The sequence below is a fragment of the Arthrobacter sp. TMS2-4 genome, assembly GCF_054511075.1.
The window spans coordinates 172,038-192,202 of sequence record NZ_JBTNDI010000006.1; the positions used below are offsets into that span (position 1 = coordinate 172,038).

Below are 20,165 nucleotides of genomic sequence, written 5' to 3' on the forward strand. Positions count from 1 at the left end.
GATACCCGTCACGATTGTTGTACTGTACCGGCTGGACGGTATAGCTTAAATGAATGACCACCACACCTTCCTCCGTCGCACGTGCATCCGGGGTGAACCCGCGTGCCGTTCAGTCCCCCGATCCCCTGGCAGGCCGCCGCGAATGGTTCGCCCTCGCCGTGCTGATGCTGCCGGTGCTGCTGGTCTCGGTGGACAACACCGTACTGAGCTTCGCCCTGCCCGAGATCTCCCGGCACTTCGCCACGAGCGGGACCACCTTGCTCTGGATCGTCGACAGCTACCCCCTCGTGCTCGCCGGCCTGCTGGTGGCGATGGGCAGCTTCGGCGACCGCTTCGGCCGCCGCCGCCTGCTCATGATCGGTGCCGTGGGGTTCGCCGTCTTCTCGGTGGTCGCGGCGTTCGCCCCGACGGCGGCGTTCCTGGTCGCCGCCCGCGTGGGTCTCGGCGTGTTCGGCGCCATGCTCATGCCCTCGACGCTGTCGCTCATCCGCAACATCTTCCTGGACCGCAACCAGCGCCGGATCGCCATCGCGGTCTGGGCCGCGGGCTTCTCTGCCGGCGCGGCCCTCGGCCCCCTGCTCGGCGGCGTCCTGCTCGAGCACTTCTGGTGGGGTTCCGTGTTCCTCCTCGCGGTGCCCGTCCTGCTGCTCATGCTCGCGCTGACCCCCGTCCTGGTGCCCGAGTCGAAGGATTCCCACCCGGGCCGCGTGGACTACGCCAGTATCGTCCTGTCCATCGGGACCATGCTGCCGGTCGTCTACGCCATCAAGAACCTGGCGAAGGGGGGCCCGCTGCTCATCTCCGTGACGGCCGCCGTCATCGGCATCGCTGCGGGCATCGCCTTCGTCGCCCGCCAGTTGCAACGCCGCAATCCCATGCTCGACGTCCGCCTGTTCACGGTGCGCGCGTTCAGCGGCGCCGTCCTGGTGAACCTCTTCGCGATCTTCTCGCTCGTGGGCTTCCTGTTCTTCGTCTCGCAGCACCTCCAGCTGGTGCTCGGGCTCAGCCCGCTCGACGCCGGGCTCGTCCTGCTGCCGGGCCTCCTCGCGACGATCATCGCGGGCCTCGCCGTCGTGCCACTGGCCCGCCGGGGTGCGCCGCACGTGGTCGTCCCGATCGCCCTGACGTTCTCCGCCGTCGCGTACGCGATGATCGCCCTGCTCGGGGAGGGCGGATCCGCGGGCTTGCTCATGGCCGCCTTCGTGATCCTCGGGATCGGCGTCGGCGCCTCCGAAACCGTCTCCAACGACCTCATCCTGTCCTCCGTCCCGGCCGCCAAGGCGGGCGCGGCGTCCGCCGTGTCCGAAACGGCCTACGAGGTGGGCTCCGTCCTCGGGACCGCCGTGCTCGGCAGCATCCTGCTGGCCTCCTATCAGCGGAACCTGCTGCTGCCCGCGGGGCTCAGTGACGGCCAGGCGGAGACGTCCGTCGAGACCCTCGGCGGCGCGGTCCAGGTCGCGACCGAGGTCGGTCCGACCACCGCGGCCCTGCTCCGGGACTCCGCATTCCATGCCTTCGACAGCGGCATCACCCTGACCTCCGGCATCGCTGCGCTGCTCATGGCCGGCGCGTCCGTTCTGGCCGCCTGGAGCCTGCGGAGCACGACGTCGGAGCGCGTCGACCACTGAGCACGGACCGTTGTCCGCCCGGCCCCCGGGTGGAACAGTGGGGCCATGGTGATCGAGGTGCGGCCGGCCACGGCATTCGAGGACGTGGCGACGATGGTGGGGCCGAAACGCGCCGACGCCAATGTCTGCTGGTGCCTGAGCTACCGCGTCCCGGCGAAACAGAATGCCGCGCTGCTCCGGCAGGAGCGCGGCGACCTCGTGCAGCGCCTGTGCCGTCAGGAGCCACCGCCCGGAGTGCTCGCCTACGAGGGCGACGACGTCGTCGGCTGGGCGGCCGTCCACCCCCGGGCCGGGACGGCCTTCGCCCGCAGCCGCACGATTCCCCGCGTCGATGACGCCGACGTGTGGTCGGTGTGGTGCATCCGGGTCAGGCCGGGCCATCGCGGCAGGGGCATCTCGCATCGACTGCTCTCGGGCGCGGTGGACTTCGCGAACAGCCATGGAGCCCCGGCCGTGGAGGGGTACCCGGTGGACAACAAGGGACGGAAGGTCGACCCGACCATGGCATATGTCGGTACGCGCCGGCTCTTCGAGGCAGCAGGCTTCAGCAAGGCGGCCGACACCACGTCCGTGGTGAACGGATTCCCCCGGATCCTCATGCGGCTCGAGCTGCGCTGAGGCCGCGTCCGCACCAGCCAACGGGGTGGGCTTCGCCCTGCGCGTCCGGAGCCTACGGATCACGACGCCGGAGCGCGTCGACCACGGGGCTGCGACGCCAGGACAGACGAAAAGGGTCCATCCCGGAGGGAATGGACCCTTCTGCAGCCGGGTCGGCGAAGGCTGCGCGTCGACCCGGTGCCTGGATCAGTGGCCGGTGCGGTCCGGGTCGTTGACCCTCGTGGCGCCGTTGGCGCGGTGATCGACGTGCTCCTTCTTGTTCTTCTTCAGCAGGCCGGCCAGGCCGAGAAGTCCGAGGAGGCCCCACAGGCCTGCGTCGCCGTTGCCCTCGTCGGTTTCCTGGGTCTGCTCGGTGGCCGGAGCCGTCGACTGGGCCACGGACGGCGCTGCCATCCCGGTCAGGATAGCGAGGGAAAGGGCTGCGGTAGCTGCGGTCTTGCGAATCATGGCGCTCCTTGAGAAAGGGAAGGGACCCTGCTGGGACTCCTTTCATCAGCATACTTACTATTTGCTGATCCATCCGGATGACGCGGAATCGGTGGTTGGTTGCCAGAGGCACAAAGTCTGAGGTATGCGGATCCACGGGGCGCTGCGGGGACGACCCCATGGGCCCGTGTCCAGGCGCACAAGGGCCCAGCGCACTCCCAGACAGGTATCCCGCCCACATCGGGGACAATGGGAGGGTGGCCCTGCTAACCGAAACCCCCGTCCTCGACGCCGATGCCGTCCGCCGCGAAGCCGGACGCCGTCGTACCTTCGCCGTCATCTCCCACCCTGACGCCGGGAAGTCGACCCTCACGGAGGCGCTGGCGCTCCTCGCCCGCGCCATCCAGGACGCCGGCGTGACGCACGGCAAGTCGAGCCGTCACGCGACGGTGTCGGACTGGATGGGCATCGAGCAGGAGCGCGGCATCTCGATCAGCTCCGCCGCCCTCCAGCTGACCTACCGCGACACCATTCTCAACGTGGTCGACACCCCGGGCCACGCGGACTTCTCCGAGGACACCTACCGCGTCCTCGCCGCCGTCGACTCCGCCGTGATGCTGATCGACGCCGCCAAGGGCTTCGAGCCGCAGACTGTCAAGCTGCTCGCTGTATGCAAGGCACGGAACATCCCGATCATCACCGTCATCAACAAGTGGGACCGCCCGGGCCTGGATGCCCTCGGCCTGATCGACGACGTCGGGGAGCGCACCGGGATGACCCCCGTGCCGCTCACCTGGCCGGCCGGGATCGCCGGGGAATTCAGGGGACTCATCGACCTCCGGGCGGAGCGGGCGATCGCCCTGACGGCCGTGGAGGCCGGGGCCCAGGCCGCCACGGAAATCGAGGTGGACATCGACGCCCTCGATCCGAGTGATGCCGGCGCCTGGCACGACGCACGCGAGGAGTCGGGGCTCGTCGAATCCTCGCACGGCTCCTTCGACCGCGAGGAGTTCGAGGCGGCCCGCCAGACGCCCGTCCTCTTCGCTGCCGCGGCCAAGAACTTCGGCGTCTCCCAGCTCCTGGACATCCTCGTCGATGTGGCACCCTCCCCCTCCCCGCGCCCTTCGAAGGACGACGAGCCGCGCCCCATCGACGCGCCGATGTCCGGTTTCGTGTTCAAGGTGCAGGCCGGCCAGGACAGCGCCCACCGCGACCACATCGCGTACCTGCGCATCTGTTCCGGCACGTTCGAGCGCGGCATGGTCATCACCAACCAGCGCACCGGGAAGCCCTTCGCCACCAAGTACGCGCACCGCGTCCTCGGGCGTAGTCGCGAGGTGGTGGACACGGCGTGGCCGGGCGACGTCGTCGGGCTCGTGAACGCGACGAGCCTCCGCGTGGGCGACAGCCTGTTCTCCGAGGAGCCCGTGCAGTTCCCCGACATCCCTCGCTTCTCCCCCGAGCTGTTCGCCGTCGCCCGCGCCAAGGACCCGGGACGGTACAAGCAGTTCCGCCGCGGCATCGAGCAGCTCGAGCACGAAGGCGTGGTGCAGGTGCTGCGCTCGGACCTCCGCGGAGACCAGGCCCCCGTGCTCGCCGCGGTCGGGGCCCTGCAGTTCGAGGTCGCCGCCCAGCGACTCGGCACCGAGTTCAACGCCCCGACCTCGCTGGACAACCTCTCCTACACACTCGCCATGCGCGTCGCACCGGAAAGCCAGGGCGTCCCTGCAACGTTCCGCGGCGGTGAGATCCTCTTCCGGTCCGACGGCGAGATCGTTGCCGTGTTCGGCGACAAGTGGAAGGTGGGGCACTTCAGGAAGGACTTCCCCGACGTCGTGCTCGAGCCGATCGGCGCCGCCGTCGACCAGTAGCACGGCGGCGCAGGCCATCCGCGAGCGGGCAACCAGGCTCTACCGACCCATCGAGCCACCACGCGCGACGCAGCTGGTCGAGGTCCCGCACCCGCGTGCACGATGCTTGCTCAGGCGTGCGTCGGCCCCTTAGGTTCGACGGGGGGGGAGAATCGGTCGATACGAAGGAGTACCACCCGTGAAATTCCGCATCCCGTCCCTGATCGCTGCCGCTGCCCTCGCGGCGGGCCTCATCACCACCCCAGCCGCGTCTGCGGATGTCACTGATGTCGGTGGGGTTCTGAGCGTCTCGCCCGCGGGGGCCAATGACTGGTCCTGCACGCCCTCCTCCGAGCACCCTGAGCCCGTGATCCTGGTGCCCGGCACGTTCGAGAGCATGGCGAAGAACTGGTCCACCCTCTCGCCAGTGCTCAAGAAGGCCGGATACTGCGTCTTCGCGCTCGACTACGGCATCACCAATGGTGTTCCCGCCACCGGACCCGTGCGCGAATCGGCAGCCGAACTCGGTGAGTTCGTCGATCGCGTACTCGCTGCTACCGGAGCCCGGAAGGTGGACCTCGTAGGCCATAGCCAGGGTGGCATGATGCCTCGCTACTATCTCGGCTTCCTGGGAGGGGCGAAGAAGGTGGACCACCTCATCGGACTCGCGCCGTCGAACCACGGCACCGAAGGTGTCATCAGCCCCGCCACAGGAGATCTCACGGCAGGTGGCAACTCGGGCATGCTGTGCCAGGCGTGTGATGACCAGGCCGCGGGTTCACCGTTCATGCAGGAGTTGAACTCGATCGGGGACCTCGTCAACGGCCCCGTGTACACGGTCGTCTCTACCAGGTACGACGAAGTGGTCACCCCCTATCAGGGCCAGTTCCTCGCCGGCTCCCCACGCCGCGTCACGAACATCACCCTGCAGGACCTGTGCCCGCTCGATCCCATCGAGCACGACCAGCTCCCCAACGATCCGGCCGCCCACCAGCTCGTCCTGCACGCTCTCGGCCGCACCGGCGCCCCTGCCGACCCCGCCTACAGGCCGGCCTGCCTCTGACGACAAAACCGGCACCGCCGGCGGATTCGAGATCGACGCCTACCTGAAGTAGTGCCCGGAGAGGCGACCGGTGCGGTGGGACGTCAGACTTGGTCCCCTTCGCGGCGAGCCTCACGGAGGGCACCGGGAGCACTCGGCGTGCCGTCAACAGCGCAGTGCGTCGGGTGGTCGCTGTCCGGAAGAGCGGGGTTCCGGATGGTGACTGCAGCAAGAACGCCGCCGAGCACCAGGACCACCGCGCCGATCACACAGGCGGCGTCGAACCCTTCCTCGAAGACCTGCGGGTCACTGTAGGCGTCGCCCGTCAGTCCCACGGCGGCCGGCAGGACAGCGATCGCGATCAAGCCGGCCGCCCGCGCCACAGCGTTGTTCACACCGGAGGCCAATCCGGCCTGCCGTTCCGGCACGGCGGACAGCGCGGTAGATGTCAGGGGAGCAACGAGCAGTGACAGGCCCAGGCCGAGCACGATCACCGACGGCAGCACGTCGACAAGGTAGGACGCGCCTGGCCCGATTCGTAGCATGAGGACAAGTGCCACAGCGCACAGCAACGGTCCGACCGTCATCGGTGTCCTGGGCCCGATCCGCGAGCTGAGCGCACCTGCGCGGGGAGACAGGACGAGCATCAGGGCTGTGATGGGGAGCATCGCGATCCCCGACGCCAGCGGGCTGAATCCCGCCACGACCTGGAGGTGGACGACGAGCAGGAAGAAGATGCCGCCGAAGACGGCGTAGATGAGGAACGTGACGGCGTTCGCGGCGCTGAACTGACGGTTAGCGAATATCCGCAACGGAAGCATGGGGTGCTCGGTCCGCCATTCGACCACGAGGAAAGCGATCACCGCGGCGAGACACAGGGCTCCTGACACGGAAACGGCCGGAGAGCCGGCCTCCTGGGTCGGCGCCGCGATCAGGGCGTACGTCGTTCCAGCGAGTGCCACCGCCCCGAGGAGAGCTCCGGCGACATCGAGTCGACCGGTTGCATCGGCGTCGCGCGATTCAGGGACGTGCCGCGCCGCGATCCAGATGACGGTGGCGGCAAGAGGGATGTTGATGAGGAAGATCCAGCGCCAGGAGGCGCTCTCGACGAGCCATCCGCCGAGGAAGGGGCCGATGGCCGTGGCTACCCCGCCCAGCCCGGACCAGGCGCCGATGGCCCGCGCGCGGTCCTCACCGGCGAAGCTGGACTGGATGATGGCAAGACTGCCTGGCGTGAGCAGCGCGCCTCCGACGCCCTGCAATGCGCGTGCCGCAATGAGCCAGCCGGCATTCGGGGCCAGCCCACACAGCAGGGAAGCCACCGCGAACCAGACCACACCGACGATGAAGATACGCCGCCGCCCGAACCTGTCGCCCAAGGAACCGCCGAGGAGGATGAACGAGGCAAGCGTCAGGGTGTAGCCGGTGACCATCCACTGAAGGGCTGCGAAATCGGCGTTTAGGTCCAGGCCGATCGTCGGCAGCGCGATGTTCACGACCGTGGCGTCGATCCCCGCCATGCCCGAGCCGAGCACTGTTGCCAACAGGATCCACCGTCCGGACGCCGTCTTCACGTGGATCTCGCTCATCACTCACCATCCGTATCGGTCTCGCTGTCCCGCGGGCACGAGGAAAGCGTGGCACCGTTATTGTGGCCGCGCTATGGCCCGGCGATCCTCGGGGCTTTCAAAAGGTATCGGTACATTGCCATCGGGGACAGCCGGACCGGGCTCTGAGCAGAGCTGCGCGAGCGATGAGGCGCGTATCGCTGGCCGGCCCTGCGTCGTCGTCGCAGCAGGCACCCTCGATGCGTCTCTTGACGACATCGGACTTGTAAAGCAGACTTGACCATGTAAAGCAAGGTTTACATATAGGGGGTTACCATGTCGGATCAGAACACGCGCACACGGTGGGGACGGGCGACCGTTGCCGGGGGACGTTTTCCTGCCATGACCGTCGCCGCTCCAGGTGGAGTGCTGATTGGCGCCCTGCTGGGCTGGCTCGCCGCCTCGCTCGGCGTCGGCGGGACCTCCCCGATCCTGACCGGCGTAGTGTTCGCGCTTTGCCTCAGCTTCCCCTCGACGATGCTGGTCTACGTCCTCCTCGTTGACCGGTCGACCCTTGCAGGGGCAACCGAACGACCGGAGGAATCCGTGGAGTCCGGCTGGTACGACAAGGCCGCAGCCGGCGCCGTGACCGACATCGTCCTGGTCGCCGGCGTGACGGCGACCGTGCTCGCCTTCATACCCACGAAGTTCGCGGTCGACCCGGGACTCCTGCTCTCAGGCGTAGTCGGCCTGGCTTTCATCTCCGTTGCAGTTCGTTACCTGCTCCAGCGACACCGGGGCTGAGGTGCGGAACATGGTCAATGACTTCCGCGCTCGGCTCGGGTGGTCACAGCAGAAACTGGCCGAAGAGCTCGGCGTCTCACGCCAGACGATCATCTCCATCGAACGCGGACGCTTCGATCCCTCACTGCCGCTGGCCTTCAGGCTCGCGGCGATCTTCGACACCACCCTCGAGGAACTCTTCTTCCCGGACGCCACAGCACTCTCTCAGGATGCCGAAGGTACACCGGGCACCTCGCTGGACTCACGGCCATGACCGGAGGGACCCACGGACACGACCGAACACGCTCACCCACAGGAACAGGGGCCACCGACCGTGACCTGCGGCCGACGTCCGTCCGCACCCGACCTGGTGGGAGACTGGTGTTCATGGGGGATTCATCAGGTGGGCCCGGGCCCGAAGAGTATGTCCAGGCCATTGAACGGGCGTTCGAGCGGTGCCCGAATCTCAGCGGCCTCAGGCTCCTGTCCGCGGAAGCTCGACTCGGTTTCGCGACCGTCAGGTTCGAGGGCCCGGCCGGCGACTTCCGGGGGCCCTACGGCGCGATGGTGCGTCTTCCCGCAGGAGAGCACGACGAGTTGTGGACCAAGCACGTCGACCCTGCGACGGGAACCGTCGAGGACTGGGCACACGCTCGTATAGCCATGCGGGCAGTCACCGCCCATGAGGCCAGCCGTGACCTGGAACGGGGCTACAACCTGGACGGCGTGTGGTGGATCGTCAATGACGCGATCACCACTCAGTAGCCAGCGCGTCATCCGCCGGGCCGCGGGTCCCACCATTCGAGCGCCCGCGCCGCGTAAAGCAGCAGCCGTCGCAGGAGGTATTCCTCGGCCGCATCCCGTGCGGCGGCGCGGGGTGAGCTCTCGCAGCGCGCCGGATCAGGGGACGAAGTACGTCTCGGGGGGTCGTTGGCCGATCGAGCTGACCACTGCGGCGGCAACCGCAGCCAGTTTGACGTTCCGCCCGCTGGACGCGGCCTTGAGGATGGTGATCGCCGCCTCGTGGCTGCACCGGTTCTGACCCATGATGATGCCCGCGGCCACGTCGATCGTCGTGCGTGAACTCATCGCGGCGCGCAGGTGCTCGCCGGTGTCGGTGAGGTGGGCCACCCTGACCGCCACGCGGAGGAACTTCGAGGCATCCGTGGCGAACTGCACGGCGGCGGCGATGGCTGCGTCGTCGAACGCGTGCGGCTGCGTCGAGTACAGGTTCAGTCCGGCGGCCGCAAGGCCGTCGAGCGGGATCGGCGTGCCGACGGCGGACCGTATGCCGTGCCCGGCGATGGCTGCCGTGTAGTCCCCGAAGCGCTGTTCCTCGAAGAAGTCACCGACGCTGTAGACCTGCCCGTCCCGGGCCGCCCGGATGCAGGGTCCGTCGTCGAACGCGTACTGGACCTCGTCCATGAGCTGCGCCTGCTCGCTGCTGCTGGCCACCGTTCCCTTGAAGCGACTCCGCAGGAGGGTGACGCCGCACATCACATTCCTGTCCGGGGTGGAGAGGGTGTCCGCGGCGAGCCGTACGAGTCCGTCGAGGAATTCATTGATGTCCGAGCTGTCCAGGACCATGTCCTGCAGCATGCCTGGCAGGGACAGCTCTCCCAGAATCTGCTGGTCGCTCACGACAGGGGTTCCTTCCGATCCGTCGGGCCCGCGATGCACGGGCCCACCCGGCAACGGTACCGGAGCGTTCACCCCCGACGGGCAACGAAGCCGGCGGCCGCGACAGCGTGGCACCGCCGTCCGTGGATCGTGCCTAGGAGGCGAGACCGGCGGGCGTGAGGCCGCCGGAGCAGGCCGCCCCCGGTTCGCGGGTCTGCTCGCCCTGGATGTACTTCGTCAGGAAGGTGGCCAGGCGAGGGTCGTCGGCGGAATCGACCTGGAGTTGGAGGCCCCACGCGCTGGCGGCGACGGGTGACTCGAGATCGGGGTAGGGGCTGAGCAGCACGTAGGAGCGCGTTCCCACGAGCTCGGTGAGCTTGTCGATCTCGGCCTGGCCGATGTCCGGGTTGTAGGCGACCCAGACGGCACCGTGCTCGAGCGAGTGGACGGTGTTCTCGTTCGGAAGGGGCTCGGTGTAGACGCCGCAGTTGGTCCAGAGGGGACTGTGGTCCCCGCCGACGGGCGGCGACTGCTCGTACTCCACGGGCCCGTCCACGTGCTCGAATGTCACGTCGGGATACTCCTGGACGCCCTCGATGGGCTGGGACGCCAGGGCTTCACGCTCCCGGTTGTCCTGGACCTGGTTCACGATGACGAGGGTCACCGCAATGATGATCGCCAGGATCACCGCCCCGATCCCACCGAAGATGAGCGCGTTGCGCTTGCGTTCACTCGCCCGCTGCTGGGCTTGGATGGCGGCCAGGCGCGCCTGGCGGTCCTGGTTCTCCTGAGACCGTTTCTTGTTCAACGAGGTGTCCTTCGGTGCTGGGGTGGCTGCGGCGGTCGCCGCTGGTCGGTGAGCGCCGGAACCAAATGTACCGGCGTGGGCCGTCCGTCCCTGAACCACCCGGCCGGGCGGCGGGGCGGGGCGGCTCTACAGGGTGTCGAGCATGTTCTGCATGAGATTGATCTCTGCCTGCTGGCCGGACTGGATCTTCGTGGACAACGTGCGCACCTGGTCCGTCTCCGCGAGTTCGGCGCCCGCCGCGGCCATGTCCACGCCCGCCTCGTGATGAGTGATCATGAGCGTCAGGTACAGCCGCTCGGCGTCCTCCCCGCGCGCTGCACGCAGCTCGTCGAGCTGCGCCTCGGTCGCCATGCCGGGCATGAGCCCGTCCGGAGTGAGCATGGATCCGGCGTCGGCCCCCGACCCCATGTCCATTCCCGCGTGGTCCTCCGCTCCGGCCATCCACTCCATGCGTGGCTGCGGGTCGCTCTGCGGAAGCCCCCACTCCTCGAGCCAGGCGTACATCTGCCCCGCCTGCTGCTGCTGGGTGAGCGCGATGTCGTAGGCGATGGAGCGGAGGGTCTCGTCCTCCGTGTTGTCCCGCACGATCATGGACATCTCCACGGCCTGGTTGTGGTGCACCTGCATGTCCCGGGCGAACCCCGCATCAGCGCTGCCCGCGTCGGGGTAGGTGGGGCCGGCGGACACGCGGCCGGCGGTGAAGGCGAGAGCGAACAGCGCGACGACGGCGATCCCGGCGAGGATCAGGAGAACTCGCTTCTGCCAGCCCGACAGCGAGAGGGTCATGGACGTCCTTGGGTCGAGAGTGTGCCGGTTAGCCAACCTACGGCATCCCGCTGGGTGTTCCCTCCATGGAGGAATAACGACCGGACTTGGCCGGTTATACCCCCCAAGGGTATCGTGGGCCGTATGCGAGGAGTGACTTCATGACCGGCGGGACGAACGCGGAGAACACCGTGCAGCACGGCTACACGGCCGACAAGGACGCGTACCTGAAACGGTTGCGACGCGTCGAGGGCCAGGTGCGCGGCATTGCGCGGATGGTCGAGGAGGACAAGTACTGCATCGACATCCTCACGCAGGTCGCAGCCGTCAACAAGGCGCTGCACGCCGTCTCGATGGGACTGCTCGAGGAGCACATCGCGCACTGCGTCGTCGGCGCCGCTCAGGACTCCCAGGCGTCCGGCACCAACGATGCCGTGCAGGAAAAGGTCCAGGAGGCCACGGCGGCCATCGGCCGCCTCCTCCGCTAGAACGAGTCAACCACCCACCAAGGAGAACACCATGAGCACCACCACCGTCAACATCACCGGCATGACCTGCGGACACTGCGTCAGCGCCGTGAAGAGCGAACTGTCCGGACTGCCCGGCGTCGAGACCGTCGACGTCGACCTCGTCAACGGGGGCACCTCCACCGCCACCATTTCCTCCTCCACACCGCTGGATGCCGCCTCGATCGACGACGCCGTCGCCGAAGCCGGCTACACCGTGGTGCCCGCCGGTTCCTGACATGGTCACCCGGCAGGCCCCGGCACGGGGCACCGATCAGGAGCACCGCGTCGTCGAACTCTCGATCCAGGGCATGACCTGCGCATCGTGCGTCGGGCGGGTCGAGCGGAAGCTCGGCAAGCTCGACGGCGTCGAGGCGAGTGTCAATCTGCCCCTCGAGAGCGCCGTGGTCCGGGTCCCCGCCACCGTCAGCGACCAGGACTTGATCGACACCGTCGTGGCCACCGGTTACGGCGCGCATGTGGTGCATCCCGAGCACCCGGGCGGAGACGCCCACGATCACACACCGTCGCTCCTCCGGGCGCGCCTGGTCCTGGCCGCCGTCCTGTCCGTGCCGGTGCTGCTGATCTCCATGGTCCCCGGCCTCCAGTTCGCGAACTGGGGCTGGGTGGTCCTCGCACTGTCCCTGCCGGTGGTGACGTGGTCCGCGTGGCCGTTCCACCGCGCGGCGGCCATCAATGCACGCCACTTCTCCTCCACCATGGACACCCTCGTCTCCATCGGCGTCACCGCGGCGTTCCTGTTCTCGGCAGGGCAGCTCCTCGCGAATCCCGCCCTGACGCAGCATGCGGGTATGACCGGCATGGACATGACCGAGCACTCCCTCTACTTCGAGGTGGCCGCCGTCGTCGTCACCTTCCTGCTGCTCGGCCGCTTCCTGGAGGCGTCGGCGAAGCAGCGCGCCGGCGACGCCCTGAAGTCCCTCCTGAGTCTCGGCGCGAAGGAGGCCCACGTGCTGCGCACCGTCGACGGCGAGCGCACCGAGGTCACGTTGCCCGCCGACGCGCTGATCCCCGGGGACGAATTCGTCGTCCGCCCGGGCGAGAAGATCGCGACCGACGGCACGGTCACCGAAGGCCACAGCGCGGTGGACACCGCCCTGCTGACGGGTGAGAGCATCCCCGTCGAGGTGGGCCCCGGCGACACCGTGACGGGTGCGACCATCAACACGTCGGGCCGGCTCGTGGTCCAGGCGACGCGCGTCGGGTCCGATACCGTGCTGTCCCAGATGGGCCGTCTCGTGAGCCAGGCACAGAGCGGGAAGGCGCGCATCGCACGGCTCGCCGACCGCATCAGCGCGGTCTTCGTCCCCGTGGTCCTCGTGATCGCCATCCTCACGTTCGTGCTGTGGGTCGTGCTGACCGGCGACCTCGACGCGGCCTTCACGGCGTCCGTGACCGTGCTGGTGATTGCCTGCCCGTGCGCGCTCGGCCTCGCCACGCCCACCGCGCTCCTGACCGGCACCGGCCGCGGCGCGCAGCTGGGCATCCTCATCCGTGGCCCGCAGGTCCTCGAGGACACCCGCACGGTGGACACCATCGTGCTGGACAAGACCGGTACCGTCACCACGGGCACCATGGCCGTGGGCGACGTCGTCGCGCTCGCTGCGGTCCCGACGCGGGACGTACTGCGCCTCGCCGGCGCCGTGGAGTCGGCGAGCGAGCACCCCATCGCGCAGGCCATCGCCCGGCACGCTGCCGCCGGTGGCCGACTGCCTGAGGCGCACGCCTTCTCCAGCGTGCCCGGGGGTGGGGTGCGCGGGCAGGTCGACGGCACCGTCGTCACCGTGGGGCGCGCCGGGTGGCTCGAGCGCCACGGGATCCGGCCGTCCAAGGGACAGCTGTCCACGTTCTCGGCTGCGGAGGATGCCGGGCGGACGGCAATCTGGGTCGCGGTCGGGGACGACGTCGCCGGCCTCATCACGCTCTCCGACACCGTCAAGGACGGCTCGGCGGTCGCTGTCGGGCGGCTGCGCGAGCTCGGGCTGCGGCCCGTCCTGCTCACCGGCGACAACCGGGCGGTCGCCCTGCAGGTCGCCGCCGCCGTCGGGATCGACGCCGCCGACGTGCGCGCCGGGGTCTCACCCGAGGGCAAGGTGGACGCCATCCGGGAACTGCAGGCCGGCGGGGCCACCGTCGCCATGGCGGGAGACGGGGTCAACGACGCCGCAGCACTCGCCCAGGCGGACCTGGGCATCGCCATGGGATCGGGCACGGACGTCGCGATCGAGGCGGCCGACCTCACGGTGATGGGCAACAGCCTGGAACAAGTGGCGCAGGCCATCGAACTGTCGCGCCGCACGCTCCGCACCATCAAGGGGAACCTGTTCTGGGCCTTCTTCTACAACGCCGTCGGCATCCCCGTCGCCGCGCTCGGCCTGCTCAACCCGATGCTGGCGGGGGCGGCGATGGCCGCGAGTTCGGTGCTCGTCGTCGCGAACTCGCTGCGCTTGCGGCGATTCGGGCGGTAACCCCTCCCGGCATGGTTCCGCATGTCCGGGGCCGGGCAGGACCTCGCGTCAGGGTGCCGCGGACGCCGGGGTGTCCTCCGCCGCTGCGTGGGCGTAGGACGCCGACACCCGACGGTAGACCGGTGTGAGGAAGGCCAGCACGGCGGCGGCGATGATGACGATGCCCGCCACCAGGAACACGAGGGCGATCCCGCGGGAGGTGCCCTCGCCCAGCAGCGGGGCCAGCTGGGCGGAGCCCTCTGCCGAGCGTGCGTAGGGGATGATCCAGAACTGCGCGATCGGCGCGATGAGGAACGCGGTGATCGGCGCCGCCGCCGACTCGAACGCCATGGCGAAGCCGAACACGCGTCCCTGCCGGGGCAGCGGGACCACCCGCTGGATGACGGTCTGCTCCGCGGCTTCGACGAACGGCACAAGGACGAGGTAGAGCCAGATACCGAGGACGTACAGCCATCCCCATTCCCGGAGCGTGAACACCGCCCCGACGACCCCCATCACGATCACGGCGATGAGCATGGTGCGCAGCGGGTTGGACCCGAGGCCGAACTTGCCGATCAGGGCGCCACCCACGATGAATCCGGTGGCACCGAGCGCGAAGTACATCCCCCACAGCTCCACGCTGAACAGTTCGAGACCATAGGGGTCCATCAGCGCCAGATAGACGCCACCCACGAAATTGTTGAACGTGGAGAAGAGAATCAGCGCGAACAGCCCCGAGATCGCGAGGACCGCGGTGACGGAGCCGCGCAGGTCGAACCCGCCCTGCGCGTCCGACGCCGCCGCGCGCACCTCCTCGGGCATGCGCAGCGTGAGCAGGTGGGCGAAGGCGAGCGCTGTCAGCACGAGGGCGACGACGATGGTCCAGCCCATGCCGAGAAGCCCGATCGACAGCCCGGACAGCACCGACGTGATGATGAACATCAGGCCCTGCACCAGGCCGACCAGCCCGTTTGCGTTGGCCCTCCGGTCCGGTTCGATGAGGATGGTGACCGTCGTGGACAGCGCGATGTTGCGCATGTTCTCCACGACGGCGCCGATCAGGATGATCAGGGTGAAGACCCAGAACCACGGCTGGTGCAGGTCGAGGAGGAGGGCTGCCGGCGTCACGAGGAACACGCCACCGGCCAGCAGGAACATTCCCAGGGTGACGCCGGCCGCGAAGCGCATGACGGCGAGCTTGCGGTAGCGGTCCACGAAGGTGCCGAAGCTGATGCTCGAGAGGGCGATCAGCAGCATGTACGCGCCGCCGATCACCCCCGTGGCGATCACGTTCCGCGTCTGGAGGTAGGCCCAGAACGTCAGGGCGAACCAGAGGTAACTGGTGGTGATGTTCGCGAGCCCGGTGTTCACGAGGATGCCGAGGAAGGTGCGGTTCCGTTCAGCCGGGCTGCGCGGAGGCGTGGCCTGCTGTGGGGGCCCTATCGCCTCCTCGTGAGGTCCCGCGCCGCCCTGGGAAACCGTAGCGGCCCCCTGCGGGGCCGGATCCTGCCCGGTCATGGGGCCCAGTGTACTGAGGGTCGGCGACGGTCTGAAGGATGCGGACTACGCGCTTCATCCGCCCGTCAGTCGCCCCCGCGGTGCACGTCCACGTGCACGTGGTCGAGATGCCGGAGGATCTCGTTGGCCGGCTCGGGGGCGTCGTAGTTCCCCCACTGCGCCCTGGAGCTGTGGTCGCTCCAGAACCGGTCGTCAAAGATGACGTACTGGATGTGGAGGTCCTCGGCGTGGGCGACGAGCCAGTGGGCCACCAGCCACCCGGCGCGTCGGTTCTCCTCCGTCACCGGGCGGAAGAAGACGTCGATGGCCCGGCCGTCGTAGTGCGTGGACTCCGCCCCGTGTCCCTGCCCGACGCCGCCGGGGGCGAACCCGCCCAGGCTCTGGTCGCCGAACACCCCCGCCAGCGCGTCGCGGACATCCTGGGCGCGGGGCGTGAGACCGGTGGCCGTCAGCTCCTGCACCGGGAGGTCGGCGGCCCCCGAGCCGCGGCAGGCCAGACCGGGTCCGGCGTCGTCGGCCGGACCCTCGGCGAGCCGCTCGAGGACCTCCGCGTCGATCCCGGCGGTGTCCGGAGCCGGCATCCCACGGGCCAGGAGCGCCACCGCCGTCGTCGCCCGCTGCGCCTCGTCCCGGGTGAGCCCCACCTCACCCTCGGGCATCGTCACGGTGCATTCCGCTCCCCCGAGCGCCGGTCCGCCCCCGGCACGCAGTCCGCCCACCAGACCGGGACCCAGGAACGCGAGCGTGGCCGCGAGGACCCCGATGAGGAGCAGGCCCAGGAGCATTCGACGCGTCCCGCCACGGTGTCCCCGGCCCCGCCTGGTTGTGCTGTCCACGTTGTGCGCGTCCTCCCGTTGGCTGGCAGCGCCGGAAGAGACGGCGCTACTGAAGGTTCAACCGACCACGGCGGGATGGGAGTTCCCGACACACCTACGGGCGCGGCACCGGCTCCACGGGGTTGGGCTGGTCGAGGGCGGCCTCGAGCTCGCCCTCGGGCGCCGACCGCAGCTCGTCCACCCGGACGCACACCACGCCGGCGACGATCAGCAGCCCACCGATTAGCTGGACGGGCCGGGGCAGCTCGCCGAGGATCAGCCACGCCGCGAGCACCGCGAACATCACCTCGGTGAGGGCCACGAAACTCGCGACCTTCGAGCCGAGGCGTTGCGCCGCGACGATGCCCGTCACGTAGGCGGCGACCGTCGCGACGAGGACGAGGACGACCACGGGGACGATCCAGCTGTAGGTGCCCCCGGCCAGCCGGACGTCCGAGAACACGAACCGGAACGGCATGATGTTCGTCAGCCCCAGCACCAGGATGGTGCCCGCTGCCACCACCATGCCCCCGCCTGCCATGACGATCGGCGGCAGGGTCTCGTCGACTCTCGCGGACATCAGGAAGAACACCATGAGGCAGACGGCGGCGGCGAGCCCGAACAGCACGCCGACGGGATCCAGCCGGGCATCGCCCGCGAGATCCAGGACCAGCAGGAGCCCGAGGATCGCGGTTCCGGAGCCGATGATCGTCAGTGCGTGCGGGGCCGTCCGCGAGCGCAGCCAGAGGTATCCGACCAGCAGCACGGGCGCCAGGTACTCGAGCAGCAGCGACACCCCGACGGACATGCGCTGCACGGCGCTGAAGTAGAAGAGCTGGCAGAGCGCGATCGCCGTAATCCCGTAGATCGCGATCGTCAGCGCGTTTCCGCGCAGCGTGGACCAGCGGCCGTGCAGGGCGATCAGCGCCGGAACGAGCAGCACGACGGCGGCGCCCCCGATGCGCAGCCCGACGGCGGCGCCGGGACTCCAGCCGATCTCGAGCAGGGACTTCGCGAACGGACCCGAGACGCCGAACGTCGCAGCGGAGACGAGCGCTATCCAGAGGCCGGCGGTAGGGCGCAGGGTCACAGCCCCTCCCTTCGGGTCGATGATTGGTGTCAGGGGTGACGAGTGGTTATGGTCGTGACACTAGAGGAACGTGATGTCAGGAGTCAACATGTCTTTCACCTATGACACGGAGGTTGCGCTCTCGTCCGCGGCGGCCCTGATCAACACCGCGAAGGACGACCTCGACCCCCTGGCGACACCCGAGGGGCTCGACCGGTTCCTCGAGGAGCAGCGGTTCAGTGGCTCCCGCACCCATACGGACACCGAGCTCCGGTCGGTGCGCGCGCTGCGTGCCGAACTCGAGGTCATCTGGTTCGCGGAGGAGGGCGACGCCGTCGGGCTCGTCAATGCGATCCTCCGCCGGGCCAATGCGCTCCCCCAGCTGGTCCGGCACGACGAATGGGACTGGCACTTCCACGCCACCGCGCCGGATGCGCCGCTCGAGGAGCGGATGGCGACGGAGGCGGCCATGGCCCTCGCCGATGTCATTCGAGGGCACGAGCTGGACCGCTTGCGTTCGTGCGCGGCCGAGGACTGCGACGGCGTGGTGCTCGATCTCACCCGCAATCGCTCGAAGCGCTTCTGCGACACCGGCAACTGCGCGAACCGCACGCACGTGAAGGCGTACCGCGCGCGGAAGGCACGGACCGCCTGACCGGAACCTCGCAGGCGGTCACCTCCCTGCGGTCAGGCCCTGCCCCCGACGCCGCCGATGTCCTCCACGCCGTCATCCGGGAAGCCGTCCTCCGAGTAGCCGCCGTCGGCGAAGCCCGGTCCCGGCACGGGTGAGGGGACCGCCGCGTAGGACGCCGCGCCCGGGCCCCACCCGAACGACGCCGCGCGCGACGGCGGGATGTCCAGCGCCGGCTCCGGGCCGCCGCTGCCGAGCAGGCTCCGGGTCAGGGACGCGTCATCGGCCATGAGCCCGTCCACGGCGGCGAGCAGGTGCGTGTCCGCCACCGGGACGCCCTGTAGCGCAGCGGCGAGGACGGCCCGGCGCACCAGCTCCCGCGTGAAGGACGCCGTGGTGCCGGCGGTGCTGCCCGCGGCGGATCCGATGGCGTCCGCACTGAATGGCAGGTCCCGCGCGTACAGCCGCAGCAGTTCGGCGCGCTCGTGCTCGGCCGGCAGGGGCACCTCGATGGCCAGGTCGACGCGCCCCGGACGCTGCGCGAGCGCCCGCTCCAGCATGTCCACGCGGTTGGTGGTCAGGACGAACGTGACGTCGGCGTCGTCGTCGAGCCCGTCCATGGCGTCGAGCACCTCGAACAGCAGGGGCTGCGGCCCGTGACCGAAGCTGCGGTCCTCGGCGACGAGGTCACAGTCCTCGAGGACGACGATCGACGGCTGCAGGGCGCGTGCCGTCCGGGCCGCCTCGGCGATGTGGGCGAGGGTTCCCCCCGAGAGCAGGATCGCCGTGGTGCCCTCGCTCGCGCTCAACAGGTAACGGACCGTGTGCGTCTTGCCGGTGCCCGGAGGGCCGTAGAGCAGGATGCCGCGCTTGAGGTGCTGGCCGGCCGCGACGAGCGCCTCCCGGTGCGACGCGATGCCGAGCGCGTGATCGCTGACGCGTTCCAGCAGTCCGTCGGGAAGGATGACGTCGGCAGCCACCAGCGTGGGGCGCCGATGGAAGGTGATCCCCGCGGCGCTCGGCCCGAAGTCCTCCGTGGTCAGCGACAGGACCTGCCCCTTCATCACGCTCTCGCGCTGCATCCGCCGTCGGAACTCGGTCAGCAGACCGGCGACGACGCCGGCATCCGCGCACAGGACTTCCAGCGACGCCACCTGCCGGCCGTACCGGGGCTCTGCCCTGCGCTGCAGGAGGGCGACGGGAACGCCGTCGCGATGGAACAGGCGGAGGCCGAGCGCGATCGCCTGCCGCTGCTCGTCCGGGCCGACGGGTAGATTCGCGTAGTCGGGTTGCGTCAGCGGGAAGTTCGGGTACAGCTCCGACTGCTGGATCATGTCGCCGACGGACATGTGGTGCCGCTGGTCGCCGCCGCCCACCCCCACGCACCGTCCCTGCCGGGTCAGCGACGCGAGGATGATGTCGGCGTCCACGAACCGGTGCGCCGGGACCTCCTCGACCACGACAGGGAGGCTTCCCGGGTCAGCATCGAAGTGCGCGGCGAGGGCCTCGACGAGCTCCCTCCCGCGGGCGTGGTGCGGCTGCGCTTCCTGTGCGAGGCGCACCATCGCGCCGAAGTCCCTGATGAATGCCTGCAGATCGTCGCCCATGGGGGCAGGCTAACAGCGCCGTCAAGCAGGTACGGGAGACCTGACTGTCAGGAATCCTGCGTCGGCCGGCGTTCCCCGTACCGGGGCTCGCTGTCGCGCTCCGGAGCCGCCGCCGCTTTCGCATCAGCCGCTTTCGCGTCCGGCCGCGCGGAGGACCGGTTCACGCCGGAGCCCTTGCTGAGGTGTTCGGCGTTCGGCGTCTCGGCCATCATGAGCATCGCGCAGATCACGAGGGAGACGATGAAGGCGATCCCCGCGGCGGTCAGCCCGAGGTCGGCACGTAGTTCCTGGGATCCGCCACCCGTGGCGAAGATCGACGTCGCGACCCCGGCCACCAAGGCGAGGGCCGCCGAGAAGACGAGGGGCGCCTTGATGCCGTAGCGGAACCGTCCCTGGGTGGGTTTCCCCGGCTGGCGCTTGACCACGGGCACTCCTCTCGGTGATGCGAATCTTCTACGAGGCGT

Annotated in this window: 21 protein-coding genes; 11 read left to right on the forward strand and 10 right to left on the reverse strand. The window is 69.3% G+C overall.

All coding sequences use genetic code 11. The features are described 5' to 3' along the window. The first annotated feature begins 53 nt into the window (after nt 1-53). Both ACX80F_RS10190 and ACX80F_RS10195 read left to right on the forward strand, forming a co-directional pair. The gene (locus tag ACX80F_RS10190; protein WP_459336272.1) at nt 54-1,628 is read left to right on the forward strand and encodes an MFS transporter; all 1,575 of its coding nucleotides are present in this window, start codon (nt 54-56) and stop codon (nt 1,626-1,628) included. 45 nt (nt 1,629-1,673) lie between these two features. After that, nucleotides 1,674-2,246 carry a GNAT family N-acetyltransferase gene (locus ACX80F_RS10195; RefSeq protein WP_459336273.1) on the forward strand — a complete coding sequence of 191 codons (573 nt, stop codon included), beginning with the start codon at nt 1,674-1,676 and terminating at the stop codon, nt 2,244-2,246. Between the two features lie 186 nt (nt 2,247-2,432). On the opposite strand, the gene ACX80F_RS10200 is transcribed toward ACX80F_RS10195, so the two are convergent. Next, nucleotides 2,433-2,693, reverse strand: a complete 261-nt coding sequence (locus ACX80F_RS10200; protein ID WP_459336274.1) for a WGxxGxxG family protein — start codon at nt 2,691-2,693, stop codon at nt 2,433-2,435. Nucleotides 2,694-2,929: 236 nt separating this feature from the next. Between ACX80F_RS10200 and ACX80F_RS10205 the strand changes: the two genes are divergently transcribed. Together ACX80F_RS10205 and ACX80F_RS10210 are read left to right on the forward strand one after the other, a co-directional pair. Beyond that, the gene (locus ACX80F_RS10205) at nt 2,930-4,543 is read left to right on the forward strand and encodes a peptide chain release factor 3 (RefSeq protein WP_459336275.1); all 1,614 of its coding nucleotides are present in this window, start codon (nt 2,930-2,932) and stop codon (nt 4,541-4,543) included. Between the two features lie 178 nt (nt 4,544-4,721). Beyond that, complete coding sequence (locus ACX80F_RS10210; protein ID WP_459336276.1) at nt 4,722-5,585, forward strand: esterase/lipase family protein; 864 nt, start codon at nt 4,722-4,724, stop codon at nt 5,583-5,585. 83 nt (nt 5,586-5,668) lie between these two features. On the opposite strand, the gene ACX80F_RS10215 is transcribed toward ACX80F_RS10210, so the two are convergent. Next, nucleotides 5,669-7,153, reverse strand: a complete 1,485-nt coding sequence (locus tag ACX80F_RS10215; RefSeq protein ID WP_459336277.1) for an MFS transporter — start codon at nt 7,151-7,153, stop codon at nt 5,669-5,671. A gap of 294 nt (nt 7,154-7,447) precedes the next feature. Here ACX80F_RS10215 and ACX80F_RS10220 point away from each other — a divergent pair, with 294 nt between their 5' ends. The 3 genes from ACX80F_RS10220 to ACX80F_RS10230 all read left to right on the forward strand — a co-directional run bounded on the left by ACX80F_RS10220 (nt 7,448) and on the right by ACX80F_RS10230 (nt 8,659). Next, entirely contained in the window at nt 7,448-7,915 is a 468-nt protein-coding gene (locus ACX80F_RS10220; protein WP_459336278.1) for a hypothetical protein, read from the forward strand. A 10-nt stretch (nt 7,916-7,925) separates the two neighbouring features. Next, nucleotides 7,926-8,168: a helix-turn-helix transcriptional regulator gene (locus tag ACX80F_RS10225; protein WP_459336279.1), complete on the forward strand. Its 243-nt coding sequence runs from the start codon at nt 7,926-7,928 to the stop codon at nt 8,166-8,168. A gap of 113 nt (nt 8,169-8,281) precedes the next feature. After that, nucleotides 8,282-8,659, forward strand: coding sequence for a hypothetical protein (locus ACX80F_RS10230; protein WP_459336280.1), 378 nt, complete (start codon nt 8,282-8,284; stop codon nt 8,657-8,659). 135 nt (nt 8,660-8,794) lie between these two features. Here the strand turns inward: ACX80F_RS10230 and ACX80F_RS10235 are convergent, their stop codons facing one another. From ACX80F_RS10235 to ACX80F_RS10245, 3 genes are all read right to left on the reverse strand, one after another. Beyond that, a complete protein-coding gene (locus ACX80F_RS10235; RefSeq protein WP_459336281.1) occupies nt 8,795-9,535 on the reverse strand; it encodes a GAF and ANTAR domain-containing protein in 741 nt (246 codons plus the stop codon). 133 nt (nt 9,536-9,668) lie between these two features. Continuing rightward, nucleotides 9,669-10,322, reverse strand: coding sequence for a DUF3105 domain-containing protein (locus ACX80F_RS10240; RefSeq protein WP_459336282.1), 654 nt, complete (start codon nt 10,320-10,322; stop codon nt 9,669-9,671). A gap of 126 nt (nt 10,323-10,448) precedes the next feature. Continuing rightward, nucleotides 10,449-11,108 (reverse strand): DUF305 domain-containing protein, encoded by a 660-nt coding sequence (locus ACX80F_RS10245; protein ID WP_459336283.1) that lies wholly within the window; start codon nt 11,106-11,108, stop codon nt 10,449-10,451. Nucleotides 11,109-11,248: 140 nt separating this feature from the next. Between ACX80F_RS10245 and ACX80F_RS10250 the strand changes: the two genes are divergently transcribed. The 3 genes from ACX80F_RS10250 to ACX80F_RS10260 are packed head-to-tail and all read left to right on the forward strand — an operon-like array spanning nt 11,249 to nt 14,082. Beyond that, nucleotides 11,249-11,575: a metal-sensitive transcriptional regulator gene (locus ACX80F_RS10250; RefSeq protein WP_459336284.1), complete on the forward strand. Its 327-nt coding sequence runs from the start codon at nt 11,249-11,251 to the stop codon at nt 11,573-11,575. 31 nt (nt 11,576-11,606) lie between these two features. Next, a complete protein-coding gene (locus ACX80F_RS10255; RefSeq protein ID WP_459336285.1) occupies nt 11,607-11,831 on the forward strand; it encodes a heavy-metal-associated domain-containing protein in 225 nt (74 codons plus the stop codon). 1 nt (nt 11,832) lies between these two features. Next, nucleotides 11,833-14,082, forward strand: coding sequence for a heavy metal translocating P-type ATPase (locus ACX80F_RS10260; RefSeq protein WP_459336286.1), 2,250 nt, complete (start codon nt 11,833-11,835; stop codon nt 14,080-14,082). Between the two features lie 48 nt (nt 14,083-14,130). On the opposite strand, the gene ACX80F_RS10265 is transcribed toward ACX80F_RS10260, so the two are convergent. From ACX80F_RS10265 to ACX80F_RS10275, 3 genes are all read right to left on the reverse strand, one after another. Beyond that, nucleotides 14,131-15,579: an MFS transporter gene (locus ACX80F_RS10265; RefSeq protein ID WP_459336287.1), complete on the reverse strand. Its 1,449-nt coding sequence runs from the start codon at nt 15,577-15,579 to the stop codon at nt 14,131-14,133. Between the two features lie 65 nt (nt 15,580-15,644). After that, entirely contained in the window at nt 15,645-16,415 is a 771-nt protein-coding gene (locus ACX80F_RS10270) for a hypothetical protein (protein ID WP_459336288.1), read from the reverse strand. Between the two features lie 94 nt (nt 16,416-16,509). Continuing rightward, nucleotides 16,510-17,484 carry an EamA family transporter gene (locus ACX80F_RS10275; RefSeq protein WP_459336289.1) on the reverse strand — a complete coding sequence of 325 codons (975 nt, stop codon included), beginning with the start codon at nt 17,482-17,484 and terminating at the stop codon, nt 16,510-16,512. 88 nt (nt 17,485-17,572) lie between these two features. Here ACX80F_RS10275 and ACX80F_RS10280 point away from each other — a divergent pair, with 88 nt between their 5' ends. Next, nucleotides 17,573-18,118 (forward strand): CGNR zinc finger domain-containing protein, encoded by a 546-nt coding sequence (locus ACX80F_RS10280; protein ID WP_459336290.1) that lies wholly within the window; start codon nt 17,573-17,575, stop codon nt 18,116-18,118. Nucleotides 18,119-18,150: 32 nt separating this feature from the next. On the opposite strand, the gene ACX80F_RS10285 is transcribed toward ACX80F_RS10280, so the two are convergent. Both ACX80F_RS10285 and ACX80F_RS10290 read right to left on the reverse strand, forming a co-directional pair. Further along, nucleotides 18,151-19,701, reverse strand: a complete 1,551-nt coding sequence (locus tag ACX80F_RS10285) for an AAA family ATPase (RefSeq protein WP_459336291.1) — start codon at nt 19,699-19,701, stop codon at nt 18,151-18,153. Between the two features lie 47 nt (nt 19,702-19,748). After that, complete coding sequence (locus ACX80F_RS10290) at nt 19,749-20,126, reverse strand: hypothetical protein (protein ID WP_459336292.1); 378 nt, start codon at nt 20,124-20,126, stop codon at nt 19,749-19,751. Nucleotides 20,127-20,165 lie beyond the last annotated feature (39 nt).

Bases quoted from the DNA above. Each gene is read 5' to 3' on its own strand.
- ACX80F_RS10190 (WP_459336272.1), top strand. From the start codon at position 54: ATGACCACCACACCTTCCTCCGTCGCACGTGCATCCGGGGTGAACCCG.
- ACX80F_RS10195 (WP_459336273.1), top strand. From the start codon at position 1,674: ATGGTGATCGAGGTGCGGCCGGCCACGGCATTCGAGGACGTGGCGACG.
- ACX80F_RS10200 (WP_459336274.1), bottom strand. From the start codon at position 2,693: ATGATTCGCAAGACCGCAGCTACCGCAGCCCTTTCCCTCGCTATCCTG.
- ACX80F_RS10215 (WP_459336277.1), bottom strand. From the start codon at position 7,153: ATGAGCGAGATCCACGTGAAGACGGCGTCCGGACGGTGGATCCTGTTG.
- ACX80F_RS10220 (WP_459336278.1), top strand. From the start codon at position 7,448: ATGTCGGATCAGAACACGCGCACACGGTGGGGACGGGCGACCGTTGCC.
- ACX80F_RS10225 (WP_459336279.1), top strand. From the start codon at position 7,926: ATGGTCAATGACTTCCGCGCTCGGCTCGGGTGGTCACAGCAGAAACTG.
- ACX80F_RS10230 (WP_459336280.1), top strand. From the start codon at position 8,282: ATGGGGGATTCATCAGGTGGGCCCGGGCCCGAAGAGTATGTCCAGGCC.
- ACX80F_RS10245 (WP_459336283.1), bottom strand. From the start codon at position 11,108: ATGACCCTCTCGCTGTCGGGCTGGCAGAAGCGAGTTCTCCTGATCCTC.
- ACX80F_RS10250 (WP_459336284.1), top strand. From the start codon at position 11,249: ATGACCGGCGGGACGAACGCGGAGAACACCGTGCAGCACGGCTACACG.
- ACX80F_RS10255 (WP_459336285.1), top strand. From the start codon at position 11,607: ATGAGCACCACCACCGTCAACATCACCGGCATGACCTGCGGACACTGC.
- ACX80F_RS10260 (WP_459336286.1), top strand. From the start codon at position 11,833: ATGGTCACCCGGCAGGCCCCGGCACGGGGCACCGATCAGGAGCACCGC.
- ACX80F_RS10265 (WP_459336287.1), bottom strand. From the start codon at position 15,579: ATGACCGGGCAGGATCCGGCCCCGCAGGGGGCCGCTACGGTTTCCCAG.
- ACX80F_RS10280 (WP_459336290.1), top strand. From the start codon at position 17,573: ATGTCTTTCACCTATGACACGGAGGTTGCGCTCTCGTCCGCGGCGGCC.
- ACX80F_RS10285 (WP_459336291.1), bottom strand. From the start codon at position 19,701: ATGGGCGACGATCTGCAGGCATTCATCAGGGACTTCGGCGCGATGGTG.